Below are 21,478 nucleotides of genomic sequence, written 5' to 3'. Positions count from 1 at the left end.
GCCTACTCCGCCGCTTGCAACTGCTGTGGCGGATTTTCCTTCGCCACCATGCGATCGATGACGCGCCGCGCCCACATCGCGCCGGCGTCGATGTTGAGGTTGTAGAACACGCGGTCCGGATTCTCGTCCATCGCGCGCTGTTGCGCTTCCAGGATGATCTCGTCCTCGTGGAAGATGCCGGCGACGCCGTCGCGGATTTCGCTCGTGAGGCGCTGCTCGGTGATGCGGTGATTGCGGACGAAGGCCCAGAAGTAATGGCAGGTCTTCTCGGTCTCCGGCGTGATGGTGTTGAGCACATAGCCGTTGACGCCCTGCGAACGATCGCCCTCCGGCGCGCCCGATCCCGCCGGCGCAACGCCCACGTCGATGTTGACGGTGCACGGCGCCTCGAAACGGATGATCTGCCAGCGGTCGACCGGGCCCGGCTTCTGCAACTGCTTGGCCCAGAACGGCGGCGCCTCGATGCCCCTCATCCAGCGCGTGACGGTCACGGTCTTCTCGCCATGGGTGACGTCGAACGGCGCTTCGGCAACCGCATCATTGCCGATGCTCGAGCCGTGCACGAAGGTCTCGTGGGTCAGGTCCATCAGATTGTCGACCACGAGGCGATAGTCGCATTTGACGTGAATGGTCTTGCCGTCGCCGGCCCAGGCCGGATCGTGATTCCAGTGCATGTCCGGCACCAGCGCGAGATCGGCGAGCGCGGGATCGCCCATCCAGAGCCAGATGAAACGGTGGCGCTCGACGACGGGATAGGCGCGCACGCAGGCCGACGGATTGATCGTCTCCTGCGAGGGCATGAAGGTGCAGCGGCCCTGCGCATTGTATTTCAGGCCGTGATAGCCGCAGACTACGGTGTCACCGTCGAGCCGGCCCTTGGAGAGCGGGACAAGGCGATGCCAGCAGGCATCCTCGAGCGCCACGACCTCGCCGTCGCCCTTCCGGAACATCACGACATGCCTGCCGCAGATCGTCCGCGGTAACAGCGCGTGCTTGATCTCGGCATCCCAGCCGGCCGCGTACCACGCGTTCATTGGGAAGGGTTTTGGCATCGGGTCGCCCTCTCGGGATCGCATCGGATACCTTATGCATACATAAACATTTCAATTTTGGCAATACGAAGTATTATAATACCTATACTGGATAAAAATGTATACTGACACCCAATGTTGAAAGCCGGGGAGCTCTGCCGGCGCATTCCGCCACGCCAACGGCGCATCGCCCGTCGCTTGTCGCGCCGGAGGCGAGGAGGCTCACTGAGGATCGACGGATTCGCTGAACCGGCCGCGCCGGTGTGCGGCTTACGAGTTCGACGCCGCGCGGGTCGAGGCCGACTTGACGTCCTTGATGCTGACCACGACGGCGATGCGCTTGATCGTGCCGCTGCGATAGGCCTGCAGGAATTTGTCGTAGTGCTTGACCGAGATGCAGCCGTTGGAGTCGCCGTTCGGCCCGAGCATGTAGCTGTGCACGAGCAGGCCGACACGCCCGAACGTATCGCTGCCATCGACCGGGGTCATGCGCAGCGCGGGCACGCCGTGGAACAACTTCTCGCGCGGCTTCATCTCGTAGACGCCGGGCGGCGTCGCACCGGCGTTGCGGGCGGTCACATGCGACGGATCGTCGAGCAGATTGCCGAGGCCTGAATGCGCCTCGAACCTGGTGCCGTCGGGCATGTACACGATGCGGCCGGTGATGTCGTAGACCGCCGTGGTGCTGTCATAACCGAGTGCACCGAGATCGAGGCTCGGGCCGGACAACAAGCCATCATTCGGATCGATCGAGGCCAGTTGCAGCTTGCCCGGCATCATGTCGGCGATCTTCTGCAGGAACGTCCGGTTGTCGCCCTGCTGCACCGGCGCCTGCGGCGGCAGCGGCTGATCGTTGCGCGCCAGCAGATTGGCCTCGGCCGGCCGCGACCGCGGCATCGGCACAGTGGATGTCGCCGTGGCGGCCGCGGCGACGGACGCCGACGCCGGCTGGCTGGTCGGCAGTTCGGTCTGGGTGTCACGCAGCTGGCCGGCCAGCGCGTCCTCGATCTGACCGAACTCGGAATTGAAATCGCCGCGGCTCGAACGGAACCCGCGGCGCAAAGGATAATAGAGCGAAGCCGAATTGATCGTGGAACGAGCGCCGAAGCGATCGTCGAAGTTCAGCGAGGCGGTGGTGTTGGCGAGTGCCGGTCCATGCAGCCATGCGGTGGGGTCGATGCCGACCATCCAGGCGGCAAGGCCAGACGACATGACGAGCGCGGTCACGGCAAACGCCGTGCTGCCCACCAGAGACATGCCGCGGCTTGTCTTGCGCGCGGCAGCTTTCGTCGTACGTTGACCCATCATCCCCAAGTCGGTGCTGTGGGGCCTGTTACCCGGCCCACGCTGGATTCACCGTTTGCTCATTATATCAGGGAATTAGAGTAAGGCATAATCGAGACGAAGCGGGCAACGACAGGATTTTTAAACGTTTTTCGGCTGGAAAGTGCCAGCGAATCAGCCCCTGGCGGGCTGAAATGGCCGAAAAAGTCCCGTTTCGGGACAATTTCGGCGACTCAGGCGATCTTTTCTTCCCGGAGGGTGAGCACCGGAACCGGCTTCCCGATGGCGTACCCTTGCGCGTAGTCGACCCCGATCTGGCGCAGCTCGTCCAGGATCGCGAGGCTCTCGACGAATTCGGCGACCACCTGCTTTTGCATGATCTTCGCGGTCTTGGTGATCATCTCGACCATCGCGCGATCGACCTTGCTGTTCAGGATCTCCTTCACGAACGAGCCGTCGATCTTGATGATGTCGACCGGCAGGTGCTTCAGATACGCGATCGAGGACATGCCGGTGCCGAAATCGTCGAGCGAGAAACTGCAGCCGATCTCGCGCAGCCGCGCGATGAACGTCTGCGCCTCGTCGAGATTCGAGATTGCGCTGGTCTCGGTGATCTCGAAACACACCAATGCCGGCGAAACATCATACTGCGCGAACAGTTCGGCGACGAAGTCGACGAAGTCGCCGTCCCCGATGGTGGCGCCGGAGAGATTGATGGCGTAGCTCGCAATCTTGCGCGGGTGGCGCTTGCGCTCGGCGATGATCTCGAAGGCGCGGCGAACCACCCAGCGGTCGATCAGCGGCATCAGCCCGTAGCGTTCGGCTGCGGGCAGGAAGCTGCCGGGCGGCACCAGCGCGCCGTTCTCGTCGCGCAGCCGCAGCAGCAATTCGCGCCGCTCATTGCCCTTCAGCGCACCGTTGATCGGACGGATCTCCTGCTCGTAGAGGCAGAAGCGCCCCTCGTCCAATCCCTTGCGGATGCGATTGACCCAGCTCATCTCGGCGACGCGCACCGCCATGCCGGTATCGGACGGACGGTGTTCCTGGACGCGGTTGCGCCCCTTGTCCTTGGCGAGGAAGCAGGCGACGTCGGCAAGCCGCAACGCGTCCTGCACGCCGGCGCTGTCGGCAAGCGCGACCAGACCGATGCTCGCGCTGATCCGGAAGCTCGAGCCCTCATGGACGAAGCTCGACTGCTCGACCACCGCCCTGATCCGCTCCGCGACATCGGCAGCAACGTCGTGCGTGGCGGAGCCATCGTCACACAGCAGAATGCCGAATTCGTCGCCGCCGAGACGCGCAACCAGCCCGCTGTCGCCGACCTCGGCGACCAGCAGCTTCGCCACCTGCTTCAGCAGCCGGTCACCCGCCATGTGGCCGCAGGTATCGTTGACGATCTTGAACTGGTCGAGGTCGATCAGCATCAGATCGGCGCCCACGATCGGCGAACCCGACATCGCCTTGTGCAGCTCGAACTCGAATTGCCGCCGGTTGGCAAGGCCGGTGAGCGCGTCATGGGACGCAGCCCACGCCAGTTCCTCGACCAGCCGCCGCTCCGCGGTCATGTCGTGAATGATCATGACGCGGCCGGCCGGCTCGCCGGCATGCACGATCGCCGTCTCGACCACCGAGACCGGCACGCTGGAATGGTCCGTCCGCACCAGCAGCCGCTGCTGCGGCCGGCTCTCGTCGTCGGCATCGGCGCTCCGGAACGATCCGCGCACCGGCTGCTCGGCAATGCTGAACAGCGATGAAAGCTGCCATCCGGTCACGTCCTGCCCCGACGCGATCAGCCGCTGCGCGGCGCCGTTCATGTAGCCGACGCGATCGTCCTGCGTGGTCACGATCACAGCGTCGCCGATCGAGGCCAGCGTGAGCTGGGCGCGCTCCTTCTCGACCGCGAGCGCGGTCTCGGCAAGCCAGCGTCGCCACAGCATCCGCCTTGTGTGGAACAGCACGATGCCGGCAAGGCAGGCCGCGATCACGAGATTGACCAGCAGCAGCAGCGCGGAGACCTGGCGCGACGCCTTCCCCAACTGGTCGGAGAAATCGACGGCGAGCGTGCTCAGCGCGGCGTCGACCGTACCGATCCGCTCGGCCCAGTGCTTGATGGTCGCAGCCGAGGGATCATGCAGCGCGACGTCGTTGGCGGCCTCGTTCCTGATTTCGATCAGCTGATCGAGCAGCGCGTCCGAGTTCCGCCAGGCCGTCACCGCGCCGGCCACGTGGTGCATCGTGCGGAAATATTTGAACAGCCAGATCAGGCCGCCAATGTCGTCGTCATGATTGCCCGCTTTGGCGAAGCCGATCCTCGCCACGGCGTCGTTGTTGCCGGGCGCTTCCAGCGCGCGCCGCGCCGTGCGATCGGCCAGCGGCACCGCGATCGCGGCATCGAACTTCTGCAGATAGAGCGGCGCGCCGGTGCTGACATAGGTCTGAAGGTAGTAGATGGCGTCCTTCTGTCCCTTCGACCACAGGCTCTCGCCCGCCACATAGGCGCGCACCGCGGACATCACCTGCAGGCTGCCGGCGGACAGACTGCCCAGCAGCAGCACGATGGCGAGCAGAGGCCCGACCACCCGCCACAGTGACCAGCTTCGAAACGAAAAGAACATGCCCAATGCGCCCGACCCTGAAATGTCGGGTAAGCCTAGGAATGCCGGCTTAACCTCACGTTGCAAAACGCGATGAGTTTGAAGCGACTTGGCTGTAACGGAATTGCGTCAAACTTTATGCAACTGCCGCGACGCTCAGGGACGCAATGTCGGCGACGTGTTCGGGGCCGGCGCCTGCTCCATTTCGGACTCTTCGGGCAGCTTGTCGGCATGGACGGCAAGCGGCGTGCCGATCCAGAGCGGATCGTCGCGATGATCGCGGCGCGGATTGGTCGTGTTGGGATGGACCAGGATGCTCAGGCTGCCATGATTCAACATCAGCCACGGCACCAGGGTCGGAAACAGCTCGGCCGCAAACGCCACCTGATACATCGCCTGATCGTGCGGGCCGACCTTGACGTCGTGCCAACGCCCGAGCGTGACCAGGAAACGCTCGCCCATCCAGTTGCGCAGGCGTTCGGCCTCGCCCCGGCTGGTGGCGGGGTCGTAATAGACATGGGCGTGATAGCTTGCGATCTCGCCGATCGTCCGTGGCCCGTCCGTCATCTCGCCTCTCCTTCCGCGGCCGGTCACGTCCGCCGCAGCACACTGAACTGGAACGACTGCGTCGCGCCCCAGGGCGTGACGTGCCGATGCGCCTCATGCGCGATCAACTCGAATGCCGGGCCGATGGTCCGGCTGAGCGTTGCGGGATCATAGCGCTGCACCGGCAGGCCGCTGCATTTTTCCGGACCGTCGAGCGCGAAGGTACCGATCACGGCGTGGCCGCCTGCCTTGACGCCGCGATGCAGTCTCTCGAGATAGGCCGCGCGGTCGCTCTCCGCGACGAGAAAATGGAACGCCGCACGATCGTGCCAGATGTCGAAGGCCTTCGGTGGTTGCCAGACCGTCGCATCGTCGGCGACCCAGCGCACCGCCGGGCCGCTCGCGCCGATCCGTTGCCGCGCGCTCGCCAGCGCAGCTTCCGAGAGATCGAGCACGGTCAGATCATGAAAGCCACTCGCCAGCAGCGCATCGACGAGGCGCGAGGCTCCGCCGCCGATGTCGATGATCGACGCGTCGCGGCCGGGCGCGACGGATTCGATCAGACGCAGCGAGGGCTGCGGATCGGCCTGCGACCAGCTCACCTGCTGCTCGCCCTTGGTCAGGTAGACGGTCTGCCAATGCGACTGACGATCAGAAGCGGTCACGGCGATAGATCCCGAAAGCGGCAGCAACCCGCGTTGCGCACCATTAACCATGAGCTAAGCGCGGCGGTCTCCCGCGTCAACCGGCAGCAGCGGACGCGCGCGGCCGCGCAGCAGCAAATGCCGCATTTGCATCGCCACATTTTCCATTTAACCTGATGGCGAGGTTGAGATCGGGGCGTCCGGGGATGGCCAATTTCGGCTGGACACGCGGCAACAAGCCTGCACAGACGGACGACGCCGCCAGCGACTTGCGCGGCCTCACCGATCCATCCGCGTTTCTCGCCGCGCTCGACAAGGTGGTGCCGCGTTATCTCGATCTCGCCGACAACGGCGTGCTGGTCTATCCGGCTTGCAAGCGCAAGCCCGGCGACCTGCCCGGCGATGTCAGGGCGATCTGGGAGCACACGCGGCTCGAGGCGATGCGCTACGTCCCGATGGTGCCGCGGAAAGACACCTCGCTGCTGGTCGATCCAGCGCGCCAGGCCGAGATGATCGACGCCTTCCTGCGCCAGCGCGCGCATGACAACACCGTCGTCGATTTCACGGGAACTGCGATCGAGGATTACGGCATCGCGATCTATGCGGCGCTGAACTGGCTGAACCATTGCGGCGCCATCGTGGGTGCCGATCCGCAAAAATTCTCCGGCACGCTGCGCAGCTTCCGCAAGGTCATGGTCGTCGCCCGGCAGTGGTGGGCACTCGACGGCGCCGCGGAACGCTGCCGGCAGATGCTGGAGGCGCGCGAGCGGCCGCCGCTGGTGTTCTTCCTGCTGTGGGCCGAATGCACCAACCTTGCGCGCGAGATCGCGATCGCGGCGGCCGGCGCAGCGGCGACCGAAGACAGTATCGCGCGCATGCGCGCGGCCGAAGATCCGGAACAGCTGACGTAGGGCGCATACTCATAAATCCAGGACGTCCGCTTTCGAGAGGTAAAGCGGACTCGCAGCCCCGACCGCAAGGATGTCGCCTTTTGACCCGAAGCGGACTCCATTCCTTGTGAGCGGTAGATGGAATGAACGCGGCCTCTCAGTGTGCTGCAGGCGTCTCGCGGACAACCCTGCCATTGCGGTCGGCATAAACCAGTCTGTCGTCAACGAGGTGAATGGAGGATATCGGGGCAAAAGCCGACCCAGGGTCGCGCCGGGTCACGAAATCATCAGCCAGACGGAACCTCCCCTCTGCCAGCTTTTCGAGAACGAAATAGCGTTCCTTCGCGACTTGCGGGATTTCCATGGATCGGACGGCAAACTCTCGTCCGGCGGCGACAACGTTTGCACCGCTTGCCATGCCGTAGCCCGGAAACTTGATGTTGCTGAGCTGATGCGCGACGTCGTGCCAGTCCGCGAAATCCGGGCCAACCTGCGCATCTGTCATGAGCTTCTCAACGCGCGGAATCTCCGATGCTGCAAGGTTGGCCGGATCGTTCTTGTAGTCGTCGTAATCGACATACTTCTTTGACAGTCGGATCTTCTCGCCGCGGTAATCCATCTCATCGCTGCCGAACGCCTCAACATAGGCCCTACGTCCGAGCACTACGGCGCCCACCGACACGAGGAGGACACCTAAAACGACGATTAACCTTCTGAACCGCATCAAAGTGCAATTCTCCAAGCTGCCCTTAAAGCGAGGACTGTTACAAGCTGCCATGGCGCGGCGTCAATTCTTCTGCCGCCTCTATGATGACGCAAACGCTAAGGACGCGCCTTTCAGGTCACGTTCGGGCTGATCTACAATGTTGCCTCTTGGCCCAAGGCCGACATGCAGCGACGTCGGTTTCGACGTCAGCTTCCGAGACCGAAGCGGACGTGACGAATTTATGGTGTACACGCCCTAGCTAAGCACGACTGATCATCGCGTTGATTGATGCGATGATAGACAAAGTCGGGCAAACCGGACGCCCGGCCCACATTTCCCGATGATTTCATGCTCTGTTCGGTTGCTAACGTCTTAGCTTTTTTTACGCCCAGACGCCGCCTTCATTAAATCATTAATGGTCTTCGGAAGGTCCGTGTATCCTAGTCCCAACGATTTCCAACCGCGACTGCGAGACTCGCGCCTAGATTTCCTGTGTGAAGCTTCTTGACGAGAAAAATCCTCGTGATCCAACAGTTTGAGGTTGTCCCAGAACAACAAGCTGTTTCGGACAGTTATGATCAAGCGTACATACCCATCTTGGGACACAACGATGCCAAGAGCCTTGCGATCTTGTGTGCAGTAACGGAGCATAGATCCATGTCGCGTTCCGAACTTTGAAGGATCGATTTTCCGCGCGCGAGTTCCTCGACGGGAGAAACTTGCGCCGTCATAGACCGCTGCAACATTCGGTGTTGAACCGATCTTCACACCAAAGCCCGACACTGAAAGTGTTGGAGTCATCAGGACCAGCCCGTCGACTGCAGCTAAAGAAGCAATCAGCTTAACCGCGCCGGTCATTTCTTCTTCTCTATCTTCCGCATCCGCTTCAGCCAGCGAAAGCCGTCTTACCAAGCTTGCTGGAACTGGCGCGTTTTTGTCCGTGAATGCACGCCTCACAGTTCCAACTTCCCATAAATGCCGCTCTTCTAATACGCGAAGGATCGCAGCGTCACCCAAGCGCGGATACGCAAGCTGAGTCTTAACTTGCAGCATGCGCTTGATTGGCTTCGGTGTTAGCAGAAATGCTCCCCCGGTCCCACGCTGCCGCAGCCCTATGCAGAGCCGAGCAATGGAGGTTACCCACATCCTTTCGAGCCGGGCGAGGATTTCTGATTCGCGTCCAGTGCGGTCAAGAACGTGAGCTATCGCCTTCGCGAACGGCGCCAACGCGTCAGAAGCGTACTCGGAGACAATATCAGAACCTAGTGCATCAAATTCGCGAGTTATAAAGGTTTGCGCCTTCAGGCCGCCCAAGAATAGGTCACCATGGTACGCGGAAATATCGCCAATACCGTCCATTGTGACGGTCAACAAGCCAGGGTTTGTGAAACCACCATCCGATTCTCGATGCCACCGCACGTTCTGTTGGACCAGTTGATCGACCACTCCCCACGCAACAATCGTGTTTCGGCGTGCTGAATATACCGCAATGGATCCCGACCATCGGTCGATCGCGCATGCGAGCTTGACGAGCGTCTGAACGGTGAGAATCTCAGGTGTTTCGAATTTGGTGAATGCTGGGTAGTCTGCTCTTCGCCGAGGCGGAGGATCCACGTCTGGCCGCTTTGGGTTCGCGAACGTCAAGCTCCCTCTGACAAATCGCCCCTCTTCGCTGCGCATCGTTCCGAGGTAGGCCATTTCAAGAAGGGTGCCGACCACTTGGCGGTTCGGCTCATTGAAGCCAAGCGCCCGAAGCCGGGAGGTAACCTCTCGCGCTAACCGATCGACCAAATCTGGCATGGCATTCCCGCAATCTTACAAAACAAATACGAACATGGGCTTCATCCGCACGAGACCGGCTCGCGATTATGTGCCTCTGTTCGGTCTCCCCTTCAGCTTCGTTTTCGATGTCTTCTTTGTTGCCTTTCGTGCGCGTCGCTTCCGCTGTTTGGGTACGGGCAATGGAAGACCGGGTTGTTGGGACGCGGACGTGAATTCCAACACTTCAACGACTTTGTAGTGAACTTCGCTATTTGGGGTCGCCGGGGGCGTCACCTCCATTCGTACTCGATACCGATCGTCCCTGAACGAACCACCGCGGGTCCACGCATCTACTCCGATCGACGTTTCGGAGATGTCGGCATAGATGTGCTTGTCCCCATACACAAATCGCCAACGCTCCGCCTTCTCGTCGAAAACGGGTGAATATACGAAGAGCGTTGCAACGACCGTCTCCGGGGGCGGTTCTTCGGGTTCCTCAATCTTCTTGGGCGCGTCAGCTGCAAGGACGATATCGCGAACATCAGCTTTATCGATGCTCGAAACGAGCTGAGCGTCATCGCGAAATTCAACGCAAGCCGCCTCATGCATCTCAATAGGCGCAAGAGTGTCTTTCACCGCGCTTAGAACACGAGGGTTTTCCGCCAGCTTTAGAACATCGGGGTGAACATTGATCGTGTTGTGCTCACCACCAACAATTTGAATGGTAACGTGGGTTTGCGGTCCGTCGGCAGGCCTTGGCACTTCGGACGGCTTAATCGTTTCAACCTGATTGTTCTTCTTCCATTTCAAATAGTCGAGCAACGAGCTATTACCGGCCACACTACGGATTACGCCGATTACCTGAAGGATGTCCTTCGCAGTCTTGACGTAATCATCTTGCAAAAATGTCTTCGTCACTTCGATCGCGTGCTGGATAACATCGAAGTTGATATGAAAGCATTTGTGCTCGAAGTCTGAGGCGACGACCACCCGCATTCGCGACCGATCGCCGTTGAGGATAGCGTTCGATTCCCGGACAAGCCGATCGAATCCCCTCAACGCCGGGACCAGCGCCTCGACGCCGATCGTATGGTCGTCCGGATCGTCCCCATGATAGGCAACTTGGAATGCTTGGCGAGTGCCCTTGGCACTGCCGTCCTTGGCCTCGTCCATTTCCCCGCCTCAATTCTTAAAGACGGGACTATACAACCTGGCGATGCGTAAGCCAGCACCCCTTTCGTCCAACGGACGCCATCATGGCCGGGTGAAATGAACTTCGCTTCCTTGCTGCCCGCGTGCTGCCTCTCCGTCCCTTTCGCATAACTGCCTTCGCCAGTACCGTCCCGGCCTCGGTGGGCGCGGTTTCTCTAGGCAACAGGACCCGCGTCTTCGGACACCACTTGCAGGTCCTTGGATTTGCGCGCGATGAAGCGGCCGAGATCGCCCTGCTTGTAGGTCTCGACGAACTTGATGGCGAAGCCGTTCGGCAGATGCCGGACCACGCGGTCGACGCAGGCGCCGATCGCCAGCGGCATGCCGATCGGCGGCTGCAGCTCGGAGGACACTGCCGCGCCCGACAGCGACATGTCGATGATGAAGCAGCTCTGCATGGTGCCGTCCGCCAGCGTCAGCATGGCATGCGGAGCGACGGGCGCAAAACGCGGATTGTTGCGCGCCTCGCGGACGCTCGGATCCTTCTGCTTCTTCTCGATCCAGGTCAACTTGTCGGCGAACTTCTCGCGCCTGGCATGCGTCATCTCGAGCTCGAGCAGGAAGCTGCCGCTCATCGTGTCGGTGATGCAGCCTTCGAACTTGCCGAACTCCTCGAAGTACGAGGTCAGCCAGTCGCCGACCTTGCCGACAACAGGCACGTCCACGATCATCCGGAACGGCGAGACGCGCGTGGTGCGGCAGGCGAAGCTGCGCAGCTTGCCCTGCGCATCGTACCAGTTCGGCAGCGTGTAGCTGCCGTTGACGATGATCCTGACCGCGCGTTGCTTGAGAAACTTTTCGACAGACACGACTGGACCTCGCCCGAGGTGATCTGAGTGCACGGAGGTCTGGGGTTGACCGACATCGGCGGCCGGTCTGGTGGCGGGGACTTCCGTTACCGACGCGATTGCAGCGGGAAGGCCGCGGGTTGCGTCCCAGCGCGTCGCGCATCGTCCTGGCGCGCAGGTGCGTACAGTCGTACCGTCAAAACACCAGGGAAAAAGTTAAGCCGGGACAGAGCGCGGGGGGCGCACTCTATGGCGCAACCCTTACGGGTGTGTTTATTTTGCGAGCCGTACAACTACCGGGAGAGTTGCCGCACGCCGTTGCAATCGCGCCGTGCTCCAAACGGCCTGCCTCGGCTCGCAACCGGGTGCTAGCCTTGATCCTAGCCTTGGCCGAAATCAGACCGGATTCTCCTATGCCAACCATCTCAGACAAGTCGCTTGCCGACGGCAAGATCCTGCAAAGCGTGGTCGACGGCGTCGGCGTCATCACTTTCAACAATCCCGACAAGCGCAATGCGATGTCGCTGGAGATGTGGGAGGGGCTCGGCGAGGCACTGACCGCCTTGCGCGACGATCCGGCTGTCCGTGTCGTGATCCTGGTCGGCGCCGGCGACAAGGCCTTCGTGTCCGGCGCCGATATCAGCCAGTTCGAGAAGACCCGCCACAACGCCGAGGCCTCCGAGGAATATTCACGGCGCAGCGCCGCCCAGCGCGCCCTGCTTGCCGACTATCCGAAGCCGACCATCGCCTGCATCCGCGGCTTCTGCCTCGGCGGCGGCATGCAGGTCGCGATGCTGACCGATATCCGCATCTCCGGCACGAGCGGCCAGTTCGGCATTCCCGCCGCCAAGCTCGGCATCGCCTACGGCTATGACGGGCTGCGCCACCTGGTGTCGCTGGTCGGCCCGTCCTGGGCGCGGCTGATCATGTATACCGGCATGCGGATCGACTCCGCGGAAGCGCTGCGGATCGGCCTCGTCGACCGCGTGCTGCCGGATGCCGAGCTGTGGGATGCGACCATGGAGATCGCGCGCACGATTTCGGGCAACGCGCCGCTGGCGATCAAGGCCGCCAAGATCACCATCGCGCAGGTGCTGAAGGATCCCGCCGATCGCGACATGGCCGCGATCAAGCAGATCGGCATCGACTGCATGGACAGCGCGGATTTCCGCGAAGGCCGCAACGCCTTCATGGAAAAGCGCAAGCCGCAGTTCAAGGGCCGCTAGCGATCCGGTGTCATCATCCGCGCATGCTTTCGCGGGTAGCTGAGGGTGCGGTAACAGCGGTGGTCCAACCCGCCATCGTCATTGCCACACAACACACTGTCATCGCCCGGCTCGACCGGGCGATCCAGTATTCCAGAGGCGGTTGTGCTTGAGCCGACGGGCCGCGGCGTACTGGATCGCCCGGTTAAACCGGGCGATGACAGACGATGATGAGGACGTCGTTTACACTATTTCGGAATAATAGAAGAATATCCCTGATTTGCCCGACATGTCAAGTTGCCGTGACCAATGCCGGCAGCCGCCGGCTACTTTGCATGGGGTTGTTTTCGATATTTTGGGCAGCGGGCTCGCGATTGAACCTGCCCCTACTTCTTCTCGTTGACCGGCACCGTGTAGTTGAGGATCAACCGCCCGCCGTCGGGATAGATGGTCTGGCCGGTGATGTAGGAGGCGTCGTCGCTGGCGAGGAACGCCACGACCGAGGCAACCTCGCTCGGCTCGCCGCAACGGCCGGCCGGGGTGCGCGACAGCACGCTGCGCCGCGCGTCCTCCGACGAGAAGATCGCCGTCGCCACCATCTCGGTCAGGATGGTGCCGGGGCCGACCGCCACGACGCGAATGCCGTGCGGCGCCAGCGCCACCGCGGCCACCGAGGTGAGCTGCTTCATCGCGCCCTTGGACATCGCATAGGTCGCAAGCGAGGGGATCGCGAGCAGCGCGTTGACCGAGGACATGTTGACGACGACGCCGCCACCGCCCTGCGCGATCATCTGGCGCGCCGCGGCCTGGACGCCGAAGAACGCGCCCTTGAGGTTGATCCCCATCACGTCGTCGAATTCGGCCTCGCTGATATCGAGGAAGTCGCGGTTGCGCGCGACGCCGGCATTATTGACCATGACGTCGAGCCGGCCGAACTCTTTCACCGCGTGAGCTACGATGCGATCGACATCGGCGCGCTTGCTGACGTCGGCCTCGACGGCCCGCAACCGATCCTCATGTCCGAGCTCCTGGGCGGCGTGGACGAGCCCCGCAGCATCGACATCCGAGATAACGACCCTGGCGCCATCGGACAGGAACCGCGCGGCGCAGGCTTTGCCGATACCGCGCGCCGCTCCGGTGATGGCGACGACCTTGCCGGAATTCTTCATGGGAGTGCCTCCAGACCAAAACTGTTCACGGAGCAATAGCGCATTGCGCGTCGGCAGGGAAACGCGGCGGATTCTCCGCGCGCAGCACTCAGGATTTGATGCGCGCGAGAATCCGGTCCGCCTCGGTGCGCCAATCGGCGCTGCGCGCGAAGTCCGGCGTTCCCTTGGGCCCAAACACGCCGTCATCAGCAAGATCGGCGATCCAGCCCTGCCGCTCGGCGGTCCCCGACGCGGACCATGGCGCGAGCCCGGCCTCGCGCACGGTCTCGGCCACCTCGCGCACCTCCTCGGCACGCCGCCGGCCATGCTCGATCACCCGCTGGAAGAAATAGGCGCCCTGCTTCTCCCAATCAATGCCTGGAAAGGTCTCCTTGAGCGAGGCCAGCACCGCATCCTCGACGCCATAGGCGCGTGCGGTGGTAAAACTCTCGATCACCATGGCCTCAAGGCCCTTGATCATGATACTGCGGCACATCTTGACCGCCGAGGACACGCCAAGCTCATCGCTTGCGACCTTCGCCGCGAAACCGAGCGCTACCAATAGCGGCGCCAGCTCGCGCGCACCGCGGCCGCCGAGCAGCAGCGGCACTTTGATCCGGTAGGGCGGCAGCGAGGTCATCACCGCACCCTCGACATAACGGCCGCCGGCGCCATCGATGTGCGCCGCCGCGCGCTGCTTAGCGCCGGGCGAGGCGGAATTGAAATCGAGAAACCAGGCGCCGTTCCGGATCGCGGGCGCGCAAGCCTCGGCCACCGCCACCGCCTGGCTCGCGGTCACCGCCGAGATGATGAAATCGGCCCGCGCCGCGAGATCGGCATGGGACTGCGCGAGCGTGACACCGGTCTCCGCCGCGTGGGCGCGCAGGGCCGCGCCCTCCCCGCGGTCGAGCTTGATGTCGTAGGCAGCGACCTTGACGCCCTGCTGGCGCAGGTCCTCGGCGAGGATGCGTCCGACCTCGCCATAGCCGAGCATGCCGACCTGCCACTGCCGCGGATCGCTGGAGATTGTCATCAGTTCAAGTCCCGTGTTGTGTCGTCGAACAGCTCATCGACCGTGATCCGCCGGGGGATCAACGCCTGCTGGACGCAATAGTCGATCATCAGTTCGAGCGGCTTGCGGTTCGCCTCCACGCCGAACGGCAGCAGGTCCGGCACATCAGGCGGACCGGCCTTCGCCTTGGCGCGCTTGAGGAGTTCGTAGAGGCTGCGCACCACGTCCGGGCGCGATGTCGCAAGCTGCGTCGTCACCACCACCAGATGATTGACCGGCACGACGCCGTGCCGTGCGTACCACCGCGCCGCCTCTGCGGCCGGATCGGCGAACAACGGCTTGAGCGCCGGATCGCTCGAGGTCTCGCCCAGCACGGCATCGAGCTCGCCGTCCTTCAGCATCTGGATGATGGCCTTGCCCTTCGGCGCCCGTTCGGTGCGGTCGACATATTCCGCAACATGCGGGCCCTCGAAGGTGACCCAGTCGATCCGGTCGAGGTTGACGCCATGATCGTTGGCAAGGATGCCGCGCATCCATGCGCCCGTCGTGGTCGTGAACGAGCGGATGCCGACCCGTTTGCCTTCGAGATCGGCGGGCGTGAGCGTGCCGCGGTCGGCGCGATAGAGCGCATGGCCATGCTGGAAGCGGCCGACCATCGCGGCGGGCAACAGCACCAGCGGCTTGCCGTGCGCCCTCGCCATCAGATAGGTCACCACCGCCATCTCGCAGACGTCGAACGCCTGCTCGCGCACCATCGGCTTGAACGCAGCGTTGGTCGGCGTGAACTCGGTGAAATCGAGATCGAACAGCTCCGAGCGCAGCTCGCCGCTCTTCACCGCCTGGACGTGCGGATGATTGCCAAGCACCGTGCGCAGCCGAAGTTTCTCCATGGCGACGAACTCCGCGGGGTCAGGTCAGCGCGCGCCCTGGATTCACGCTTGCGGCCTTGCGCGGCACAGGCGCTGGTTGATCGAGCGGCGCAGCTTGCAGGGCGGCAACCGTCGCGCGCACCAGCTCCTCGATGGCATGCCCGGCATCGGTGCCGTCGGCGCTGCCGCGCGACAGGCGCGAGACGCGCTCCGGCGTCACCAGCGTGTAGTAGAGCGCGCCGAGCAGGAAGTGACCGCGCCAGACCAGATCGGTGCGCGGAATATGCGGTAGGCTTTCATGGATCGCGTCGATGAAGGCATGGCTGGTGTCGTCGAAGGTCTGCGCGATGATCTTGCGCACGACCTCGTTGCCCTCGGCCGACATGATCGCGCGCAATCGCGTGAACCGCGTCCCGCCGCCGGCAAGATCGCTGCCCGAGGTGAAGGCCGGCAGCACGTAAGCGCGCACGATCGCCTCCAGCCGGTCCTGCAGATCGCGGACCCGCCGCGCCGCCGCCAACAGCTCCGAGCGCCGCCGATTCATCGGGCCGCAATGGCGCCGATAGATCTCCAGCAGCAGGCCGTCCTTGGTCTTGAAGTGATAGGTCACGCTGCCGGGATTGGCGCCGGCGGCCTGTGCGATGTCGCGCACCGAGACGGCGTTGAAGCCGTAGGTCGAGAACAATTCCTCCGCCGCGGCGAGGATCGCCTCGCGCATGTTCGGCTTGCGGGTGCTGGCGACCTTGGCATCGGCCTTCACGCCGGACTTGGCAGGTTTACGGACCATATTTGTACTATCGTCCAAATATTCAGGTCGCGTCAACAACGCGGCCGCGAGCCCCGTTCAAGACAGTCTGACGTCGGGCTCGGCACGGCCGCGCGCCGCGGCGTTGAGCAGAAAGGTTTGGCCGTGGCCGGGATCGGCCGCGCGCTGGGCCTCGTCCATGTCCTGCCAGGCCGAGGTGACCAGCACGCGCGCGAAATCGCGGCCGACAAAGGCCGGGCAGCTCGACTGCTTCGCCGGCACCTTCAGCGAGCGCAGGTGCCGACCGCTGGGGTCGTAGACATCGACGCAGCCGCCGCCCCAGCGCGCGTTCCAGATCATCCCGTCGGCATCGACGATCGCGCCGTCGAGCCCGCCGGTGCCTTGATGTCTGATCAAGTCGATCGGCTCGCCGGTCGGCAATCCCGTCGATGGATCGAGCGGGACGCGATGCAGCACATTGGTCGCGGTATCGGCGAAATAGCCGACGTCGCCTGCGGGCGAGAAGCAGATCGCATTGGGGATCGTGATCCCGGGATAGAGCCGCGTGACGCGGCCGTGATGCAGCGCATAGATCGCACCGGCGCCATGCTCGGCTTGACGCCCCATTGTGCCGAGCCAGAACGTGCCCGACGGATGCACGCGCGCATCATTGGAGCGCGTCACCGGATTGTCGGCTTCGAGTGCGGCGAAGAGTTCCAGGCGGCCGCTGGCGACCTGCCGGACGTAAAGCCCATCCTCGGTGAGGATCAGCTGCCGCTCGCCGTCGATCCGCGCCAATGCGCTCGCCATCTTCGGCAGCTCGTGAATCACGGTGCGGCCGCCTGCAAAACGATGCTCGAACAGGCGACGCTCGCGGATGTCGAACCACCAGGCGGTGTCGGTCGTCGCGTCATAGGTCGGGCCCTCGCCGAGATGACAGCGCTCGGCGGACAGCACCGATGTCGGCACCTGTTCGATCAGCGGCTCGGCGGCACGGTCGGTCATGGCGTCACTCACGTGGTCGAAAATCGATAAATTGCAGTTCGCCGATAGACCTGCCCGAGATCGAGCCGCGCCGACGGGAAGTCGGGCCGGTTCGGCGTATCCGGCCAGGCGTGCGGTTCGAGACAGAGCGCGTCGGATTGGCGATACAGCCGATCGCTCTTGCCGGCGCTCGAGCCGTCGAGGAAATTGCCGGAATAGAACTGCAACCCCGGCTGATCGGTGAACAGCTCCATCACGCGGCCGCTGAGCGGCGCCTCGAGGTGCGCGGCGAAGCGAAGGCCTGTCCCGGAGGCCAGACAGAAATTGTGGTCGTAGCCGCGCCCGAGCCGCAGCTGCTCGTCATTCATCCTGATCCGCGCACCGATCGCGGTGGGCTCGCGGAAGTCGAACGGCGTGCCGTCAACCGGCCGCGGCGGCCCCGATAGCGGGATCGCGGTGGCGTCGACCGCGAGGAAATGGTCTGACGCGATCGTCAGCCTATGATCGAGGATCTGCGTGCCCGAGCGTGCGCTGTCGAGATTGAAGAAGCTGTGATTGGTGAGATTGACGTAGGTTGGCCGGTCGGTGGTCGCCTCGTAGGTGACCGCGAGTTCCATCGGGGCGCGCACGCGATAGGTCACGCGGGTCTGAAGATTGCCCGGATAGCCCTCTTCGCCATGCGGGCTTTCGCGCTCCAGCACCAGCGCCGGACCCGGTTGATCGGATAGTTCGGCGATCCGCCACAGCTTGCGATCAAAGCCCTGCAGGCCACCATGCAGCGCGTTGGGGCCGTTGTTGGCGTCGAGTTTCACCGTCTCGCCATCGAGCATGAAGCGCGCGCCGGCGATCCGGTTGGCGTAGCGCCCGATGGTCGCGCCGAAGAATTTGCGCTGCGCGAGATAGCCGTCGAACTCGTCGTGACCCAGCACGACGTCGTCGCAATGCCCGCCGCGATCGGGCACGAGCAGCGCTTGCAGCGTGGCGCCGAAGGGAAGGATGCTGGCCTCGAAGCCGTGTTCGCCGCGCAGCGTAACGCGCTCGACCACGGTGCCGTCGGGCAATTTGCCGAAGGGCGCGCAAGCAAAGTTGGCTGATGTCATTGTCAGTCCCCGAACGCCTCGACAAGGCGCCGTCGCCCCAGCATGAAGCTATCGGCGACGAGCCGCAAGGGCGCGAGGTCGACGTCGGATTTTCCGTCCGACGTCAGCGCAACGAAGCGGCGGTACAGCGCGGGATATTCCTCATCCGTGGCATCGACCACCAACCTGTTGCCGTCGCGCAGCTGCCGTCCGCCTTTCGACAGCATCACAGGCCCGGCCTCGGTCTCGCACAGGATGGCCCAGCTCGGCGGCCCGGTCTGGCGAAAATCGAACTCGGCGTGGATCGGCAGGCCGTTTTCATCGGACAGTTCGATTGCTGCGGCAATCGGCGCCTCCCGGTTGGAAGGAACGTCCAACATCGCGCTCCTGACAAAGACTGGACACGGCAGGATCTCAGTCAGGATCGACAGCGCGTTGATGCCGGGATCGAACACGCCGAAGCCACCGGCCTCGAAGATCCAGGCTTGGCCTGGATGCCAGACGCGGACGTCTTCCTTCCAGATGATGGTCACCTTGTTGATCGTGCGACCGGTGAGCAATTGCCGCGCTGGTCCAACCGCGGGTGCGTAGCGCGAATGCCATGTCGCAAACAATGTCCGGCCCGCCTCGGCCGCGGCCGCGATCAACGGCGTGAGTTCGCTTAACGTGGCGCCCGGCGGCTTCTCCAGCAGCACGTGCTTGCCAGCAGCAAGCGCCGCGGCGGCCTGCGCGTGACGCGCCTGCGGCGGTGTGCACAGCGCAACCGCATCGATCTCCGGCCCGTCGCGCAACAACTCCTGCAAGTCGCGGAAATGCGGCAGGCCGGACGGGGCCTTGGCGGGATCGGCCACCGCGACGAGTGCGGCGCCGGATGTCTTCGCGATCGCAGGCACGTGTTGCCGGCACGCGATCTCCCCGAAACCGACGATGGCGATGCGAAGCAGATCGCTCATGGCCGTCCTCGCGTTGCTGCCCGCCCGGACGGCCAATGCCGCCAGGCAAGGTCATAGGCCAGCACCGGATACCAACGGCATGATCCGGCATTGGTTGCAAAGGCGCAGCTCCACGACGCCTTGTTGTGCGCCGCACGGCAGGGGCATCGGTCCTGATCCATCACAACCGATGCTCCAGACTGTTGTTTTTGACGGGTTTTCTTCACGCGAACCGGTCACCACGCCATTCGAAACCGCGCTAGCGCGCGGCCTCGAATCCGCCGAGCACCGCCGCCAGGTTGGCACCGAGGATGTCGGAGAGATAGCCGCCCTCCTGCACCAGCACGGTCGGCAGGCCGAAACGGGCGAGCGCCTCGCCGATCCGGCGGAAGCCGTCTGTGGTGACGGCGAGGCCCGCGAGCGGGTCCTTCTCGGAGGCGTCGAGGCCGAGCGCGACCACGAGCGCGGTCGGCGCGAAGGAACGGATCGCCTTCTCGGCCGCCGCGAGCGCCTTGATGTAATCGTCGTCGCCGGTGCCCTTGGCGAGGGGAATGTTGAGATTGGTGCCAAGGCCGGCCCCCGCGCCGCGCTCATGCGCATAGCCCCAGACGAACGGGTAGAAGAACGACGGATCGGCGTGGATCGAGACAGTGAAGACGTCCGGCCGCTCGTAGAAGATGCCCTGCGTGCCGTTGCCGTGATGCACGTCGACATCGAGGATCGCGACGCGCTCGTGCTTCTGGCGCAGATGCTCGGCCGCGATCGCGCTGTTGTTGAGGAAGCAGAAGCCGCCGGCGAGATCGCGATAGGCGTGGTGACCGGGCGGACGGCACAGCGCGTAGACGGCGTCCTCGTCGTCGAGCACCATCTGCGCCGCGGTGACCGCGACGTCGCTCGAGGCGCAGGCGCCGGCCCAGGAGCCGGGTCCGATCGGAGCCGCGGTGTCGACCGTATGCCAGCCGAGCTTGCCGACGATGTGGGTGGGATAGGTGCCGGCGTTGCGCACCGGATGCATGTTCGCGATCATCTCCGGCCCGGCATTGCCGAGCGCCGACCATTCGTCCCAGGCATCGGCGAGAAAGCTCAGATATTCCGGACTGTGCACCCGCGCCCGCGGGCCCTGCCCGAATTTGGTCGGCTCGATCAGCGTGTGCTTGCCGGCCTTCAGGCCCGCCAGCAGGCGGTCGGCGCGCTCGGGCTGCTCGGTGGTGCGCTGGACCACACCGCGGACCAGGAAGAATTGCGGATCATGGCTGCGGTGCAGATCACTGTAGACGGCCTTCACGGGATACTCCTGTTCGGTGAGCAGTTGAGCTGAGCCTTCGCTGGCGAGTTGTACAGTACCAGCGGCGGCGATGATCTGAAACAGCGCGCGATTTCATGCTATGTCCGCAGGCAGCGCAATGATTCAAACACGCAGGAGACGAATCCCGGCCATGGCGGGAAGCAAGGCGGAGACGGAGGATACGACAGCGGGGCGGCGCGGCCGGCCGCGCTCTGCCGCGACCACGGCCGCGATCCTGCACAGCGCCTATGCGCTGATGGCGACCACCGGCCTTGCCGCCACCACCATCGACGCGATCGCCAGACATTCCAACGTCTCGAAGATGACGATCTACAAATGGTGGCCGTCGCGCGAGGCCTTGCTGATCGATGCCTTCCTCGACCAGGCCTCGCGCGCGGTGCCGCTGCCTGAAGCGGGCCATCCGGTGGCCCGCATCCGCCGCCACGTCGCGACCTATGTCGAGGCGTTGCAGGGCGAGTTCGGGCGGGTGCAGCTCGCGGTGATCTCGGAATGCATCTCGCAGACCGGCACGGCGGAATTGTTTTACGAGCGCTACCTCGGCCTTCGTCGCGCCAGGATGCTGGAAATCATCGCCGCCGGCCAGAAGGACGGCAGCATCGGCGCGCCGGGCGTCCCCGGCGATATCTATGACGCGATCTACGGCAGCCTGTTCTATCGCTATGTCTTCGGCATCAAGCCGCTGACGCCGGCCTATGCCCGTAACCTCGTCAATCTGGTGCTGCGGCCGCACGCCGAGGCGTGA

Annotated in this window: 20 protein-coding genes; 3 read left to right on the top strand and 17 right to left on the bottom strand. The window is 63.7% G+C overall.

The window, feature by feature from the left end:
• Window positions 1–2 precede the first annotated feature (2 nt).
• From JQ573_RS25270 to JQ573_RS25250, 5 genes are all read right to left on the bottom strand, one after another.
• Window positions 3–1,052, bottom strand: coding sequence for an aromatic ring-hydroxylating dioxygenase subunit alpha (locus JQ573_RS25270; RefSeq protein WP_212315685.1), 1,050 nt, complete (start codon window positions 1,050–1,052; stop codon window positions 3–5).
• 249 nt (window positions 1,053–1,301) lie between these two features.
• Window positions 1,302–2,288 (bottom strand): DUF2778 domain-containing protein, encoded by a 987-nt coding sequence (locus tag JQ573_RS25265; protein ID WP_212315686.1) that lies wholly within the window; start codon window positions 2,286–2,288, stop codon window positions 1,302–1,304.
• A gap of 260 nt (window positions 2,289–2,548) precedes the next feature.
• On the bottom strand, window positions 2,549–4,930 hold the full coding sequence (locus tag JQ573_RS25260) for a bifunctional diguanylate cyclase/phosphodiesterase (protein WP_212315688.1): 2,382 nt from the start codon (window positions 4,928–4,930) through the stop codon (window positions 2,549–2,551).
• Window positions 4,931–5,065: 135 nt separating this feature from the next.
• Entirely contained in the window at window positions 5,066–5,476 is a 411-nt protein-coding gene (locus JQ573_RS25255) for a DOPA 4,5-dioxygenase family protein (RefSeq protein WP_092124462.1), read from the bottom strand.
• A 23-nt stretch (window positions 5,477–5,499) separates the two neighbouring features.
• Window positions 5,500–6,120: a trans-aconitate 2-methyltransferase gene (locus tag JQ573_RS25250; protein ID WP_212315690.1), complete on the bottom strand. Its 621-nt coding sequence runs from the start codon at window positions 6,118–6,120 to the stop codon at window positions 5,500–5,502.
• 185 nt (window positions 6,121–6,305) lie between these two features.
• Here JQ573_RS25250 and JQ573_RS25245 point away from each other — a divergent pair, with 185 nt between their 5' ends.
• A complete protein-coding gene (locus JQ573_RS25245; RefSeq protein WP_212315691.1) occupies window positions 6,306–7,010 on the top strand; it encodes a hypothetical protein in 705 nt (234 codons plus the stop codon).
• Window positions 7,011–7,146: 136 nt separating this feature from the next.
• Here the strand turns inward: JQ573_RS25245 and JQ573_RS25240 are convergent, their stop codons facing one another.
• The 4 genes from JQ573_RS25240 to JQ573_RS25225 form a co-directional block, all read right to left on the bottom strand.
• Window positions 7,147–7,713: a hypothetical protein gene (locus tag JQ573_RS25240; protein WP_212315693.1), complete on the bottom strand. Its 567-nt coding sequence runs from the start codon at window positions 7,711–7,713 to the stop codon at window positions 7,147–7,149.
• A 354-nt stretch (window positions 7,714–8,067) separates the two neighbouring features.
• Window positions 8,068–9,495, bottom strand: coding sequence for a putative sensor domain DACNV-containing protein (locus tag JQ573_RS25235; protein ID WP_212315695.1), 1,428 nt, complete (start codon window positions 9,493–9,495; stop codon window positions 8,068–8,070).
• Between the two features lie 66 nt (window positions 9,496–9,561).
• Window positions 9,562–10,629 carry a hypothetical protein gene (locus JQ573_RS25230; protein WP_212315697.1) on the bottom strand — a complete coding sequence of 356 codons (1,068 nt, stop codon included), beginning with the start codon at window positions 10,627–10,629 and terminating at the stop codon, window positions 9,562–9,564.
• 194 nt (window positions 10,630–10,823) lie between these two features.
• Complete coding sequence (locus JQ573_RS25225; RefSeq protein ID WP_212315699.1) at window positions 10,824–11,477, bottom strand: PilZ domain-containing protein; 654 nt, start codon at window positions 11,475–11,477, stop codon at window positions 10,824–10,826.
• Between the two features lie 392 nt (window positions 11,478–11,869).
• Here JQ573_RS25225 and JQ573_RS25220 point away from each other — a divergent pair, with 392 nt between their 5' ends.
• Window positions 11,870–12,682 (top strand): enoyl-CoA hydratase, encoded by an 813-nt coding sequence (locus JQ573_RS25220; protein ID WP_212315701.1) that lies wholly within the window; start codon window positions 11,870–11,872, stop codon window positions 12,680–12,682.
• A gap of 365 nt (window positions 12,683–13,047) precedes the next feature.
• Here JQ573_RS25220 and JQ573_RS25215 read toward each other — a convergent pair whose 3' ends face one another.
• From JQ573_RS25215 to JQ573_RS25180, 8 genes are all read right to left on the bottom strand, one after another.
• Window positions 13,048–13,830, bottom strand: a complete 783-nt coding sequence (locus JQ573_RS25215) for an SDR family NAD(P)-dependent oxidoreductase (protein WP_212315702.1) — start codon at window positions 13,828–13,830, stop codon at window positions 13,048–13,050.
• An 88-nt stretch (window positions 13,831–13,918) separates the two neighbouring features.
• Complete coding sequence (locus JQ573_RS25210) at window positions 13,919–14,842, bottom strand: DUF1932 domain-containing protein (protein ID WP_212315703.1); 924 nt, start codon at window positions 14,840–14,842, stop codon at window positions 13,919–13,921.
• Window positions 14,842–15,711: an ABC transporter substrate-binding protein gene (locus tag JQ573_RS25205; RefSeq protein ID WP_212315704.1), complete on the bottom strand. Its 870-nt coding sequence runs from the start codon at window positions 15,709–15,711 to the stop codon at window positions 14,842–14,844. The genes JQ573_RS25210 and JQ573_RS25205 overlap by 1 nt, the downstream gene beginning before the upstream one ends.
• A gap of 19 nt (window positions 15,712–15,730) precedes the next feature.
• Window positions 15,731–16,477, bottom strand: a complete 747-nt coding sequence (locus JQ573_RS25200) for a TetR/AcrR family transcriptional regulator (RefSeq protein WP_212315705.1) — start codon at window positions 16,475–16,477, stop codon at window positions 15,731–15,733.
• A gap of 57 nt (window positions 16,478–16,534) precedes the next feature.
• Complete coding sequence (locus JQ573_RS25195) at window positions 16,535–17,413, bottom strand: SMP-30/gluconolactonase/LRE family protein (RefSeq protein ID WP_212316440.1); 879 nt, start codon at window positions 17,411–17,413, stop codon at window positions 16,535–16,537.
• A gap of 35 nt (window positions 17,414–17,448) precedes the next feature.
• Window positions 17,449–18,519 (bottom strand): aldose epimerase family protein, encoded by a 1,071-nt coding sequence (locus JQ573_RS25190; protein ID WP_212315706.1) that lies wholly within the window; start codon window positions 18,517–18,519, stop codon window positions 17,449–17,451.
• Window positions 18,520–18,521: 2 nt separating this feature from the next.
• On the bottom strand, window positions 18,522–19,451 hold the full coding sequence (locus tag JQ573_RS25185; RefSeq protein ID WP_212315707.1) for a Gfo/Idh/MocA family protein: 930 nt from the start codon (window positions 19,449–19,451) through the stop codon (window positions 18,522–18,524).
• Between the two features lie 238 nt (window positions 19,452–19,689).
• On the bottom strand, window positions 19,690–20,715 hold the full coding sequence (locus JQ573_RS25180) for a histone deacetylase family protein (protein ID WP_212315708.1): 1,026 nt from the start codon (window positions 20,713–20,715) through the stop codon (window positions 19,690–19,692).
• A gap of 151 nt (window positions 20,716–20,866) precedes the next feature.
• On the opposite strand from JQ573_RS25180, the gene JQ573_RS25175 reads away from it, so the two are divergent.
• Window positions 20,867–21,478: a TetR/AcrR family transcriptional regulator gene (locus JQ573_RS25175; RefSeq protein ID WP_212315710.1), complete on the top strand. Its 612-nt coding sequence runs from the start codon at window positions 20,867–20,869 to the stop codon at window positions 21,476–21,478.

It is taken from the genome of Bradyrhizobium sp. AUGA SZCCT0105, from assembly GCF_018129565.1.
Lineage (GTDB): Bacteria > Pseudomonadota > Alphaproteobacteria > Rhizobiales > Xanthobacteraceae > Bradyrhizobium.
This window is presented reverse-complemented; position numbering and strand designations above follow the sequence as displayed.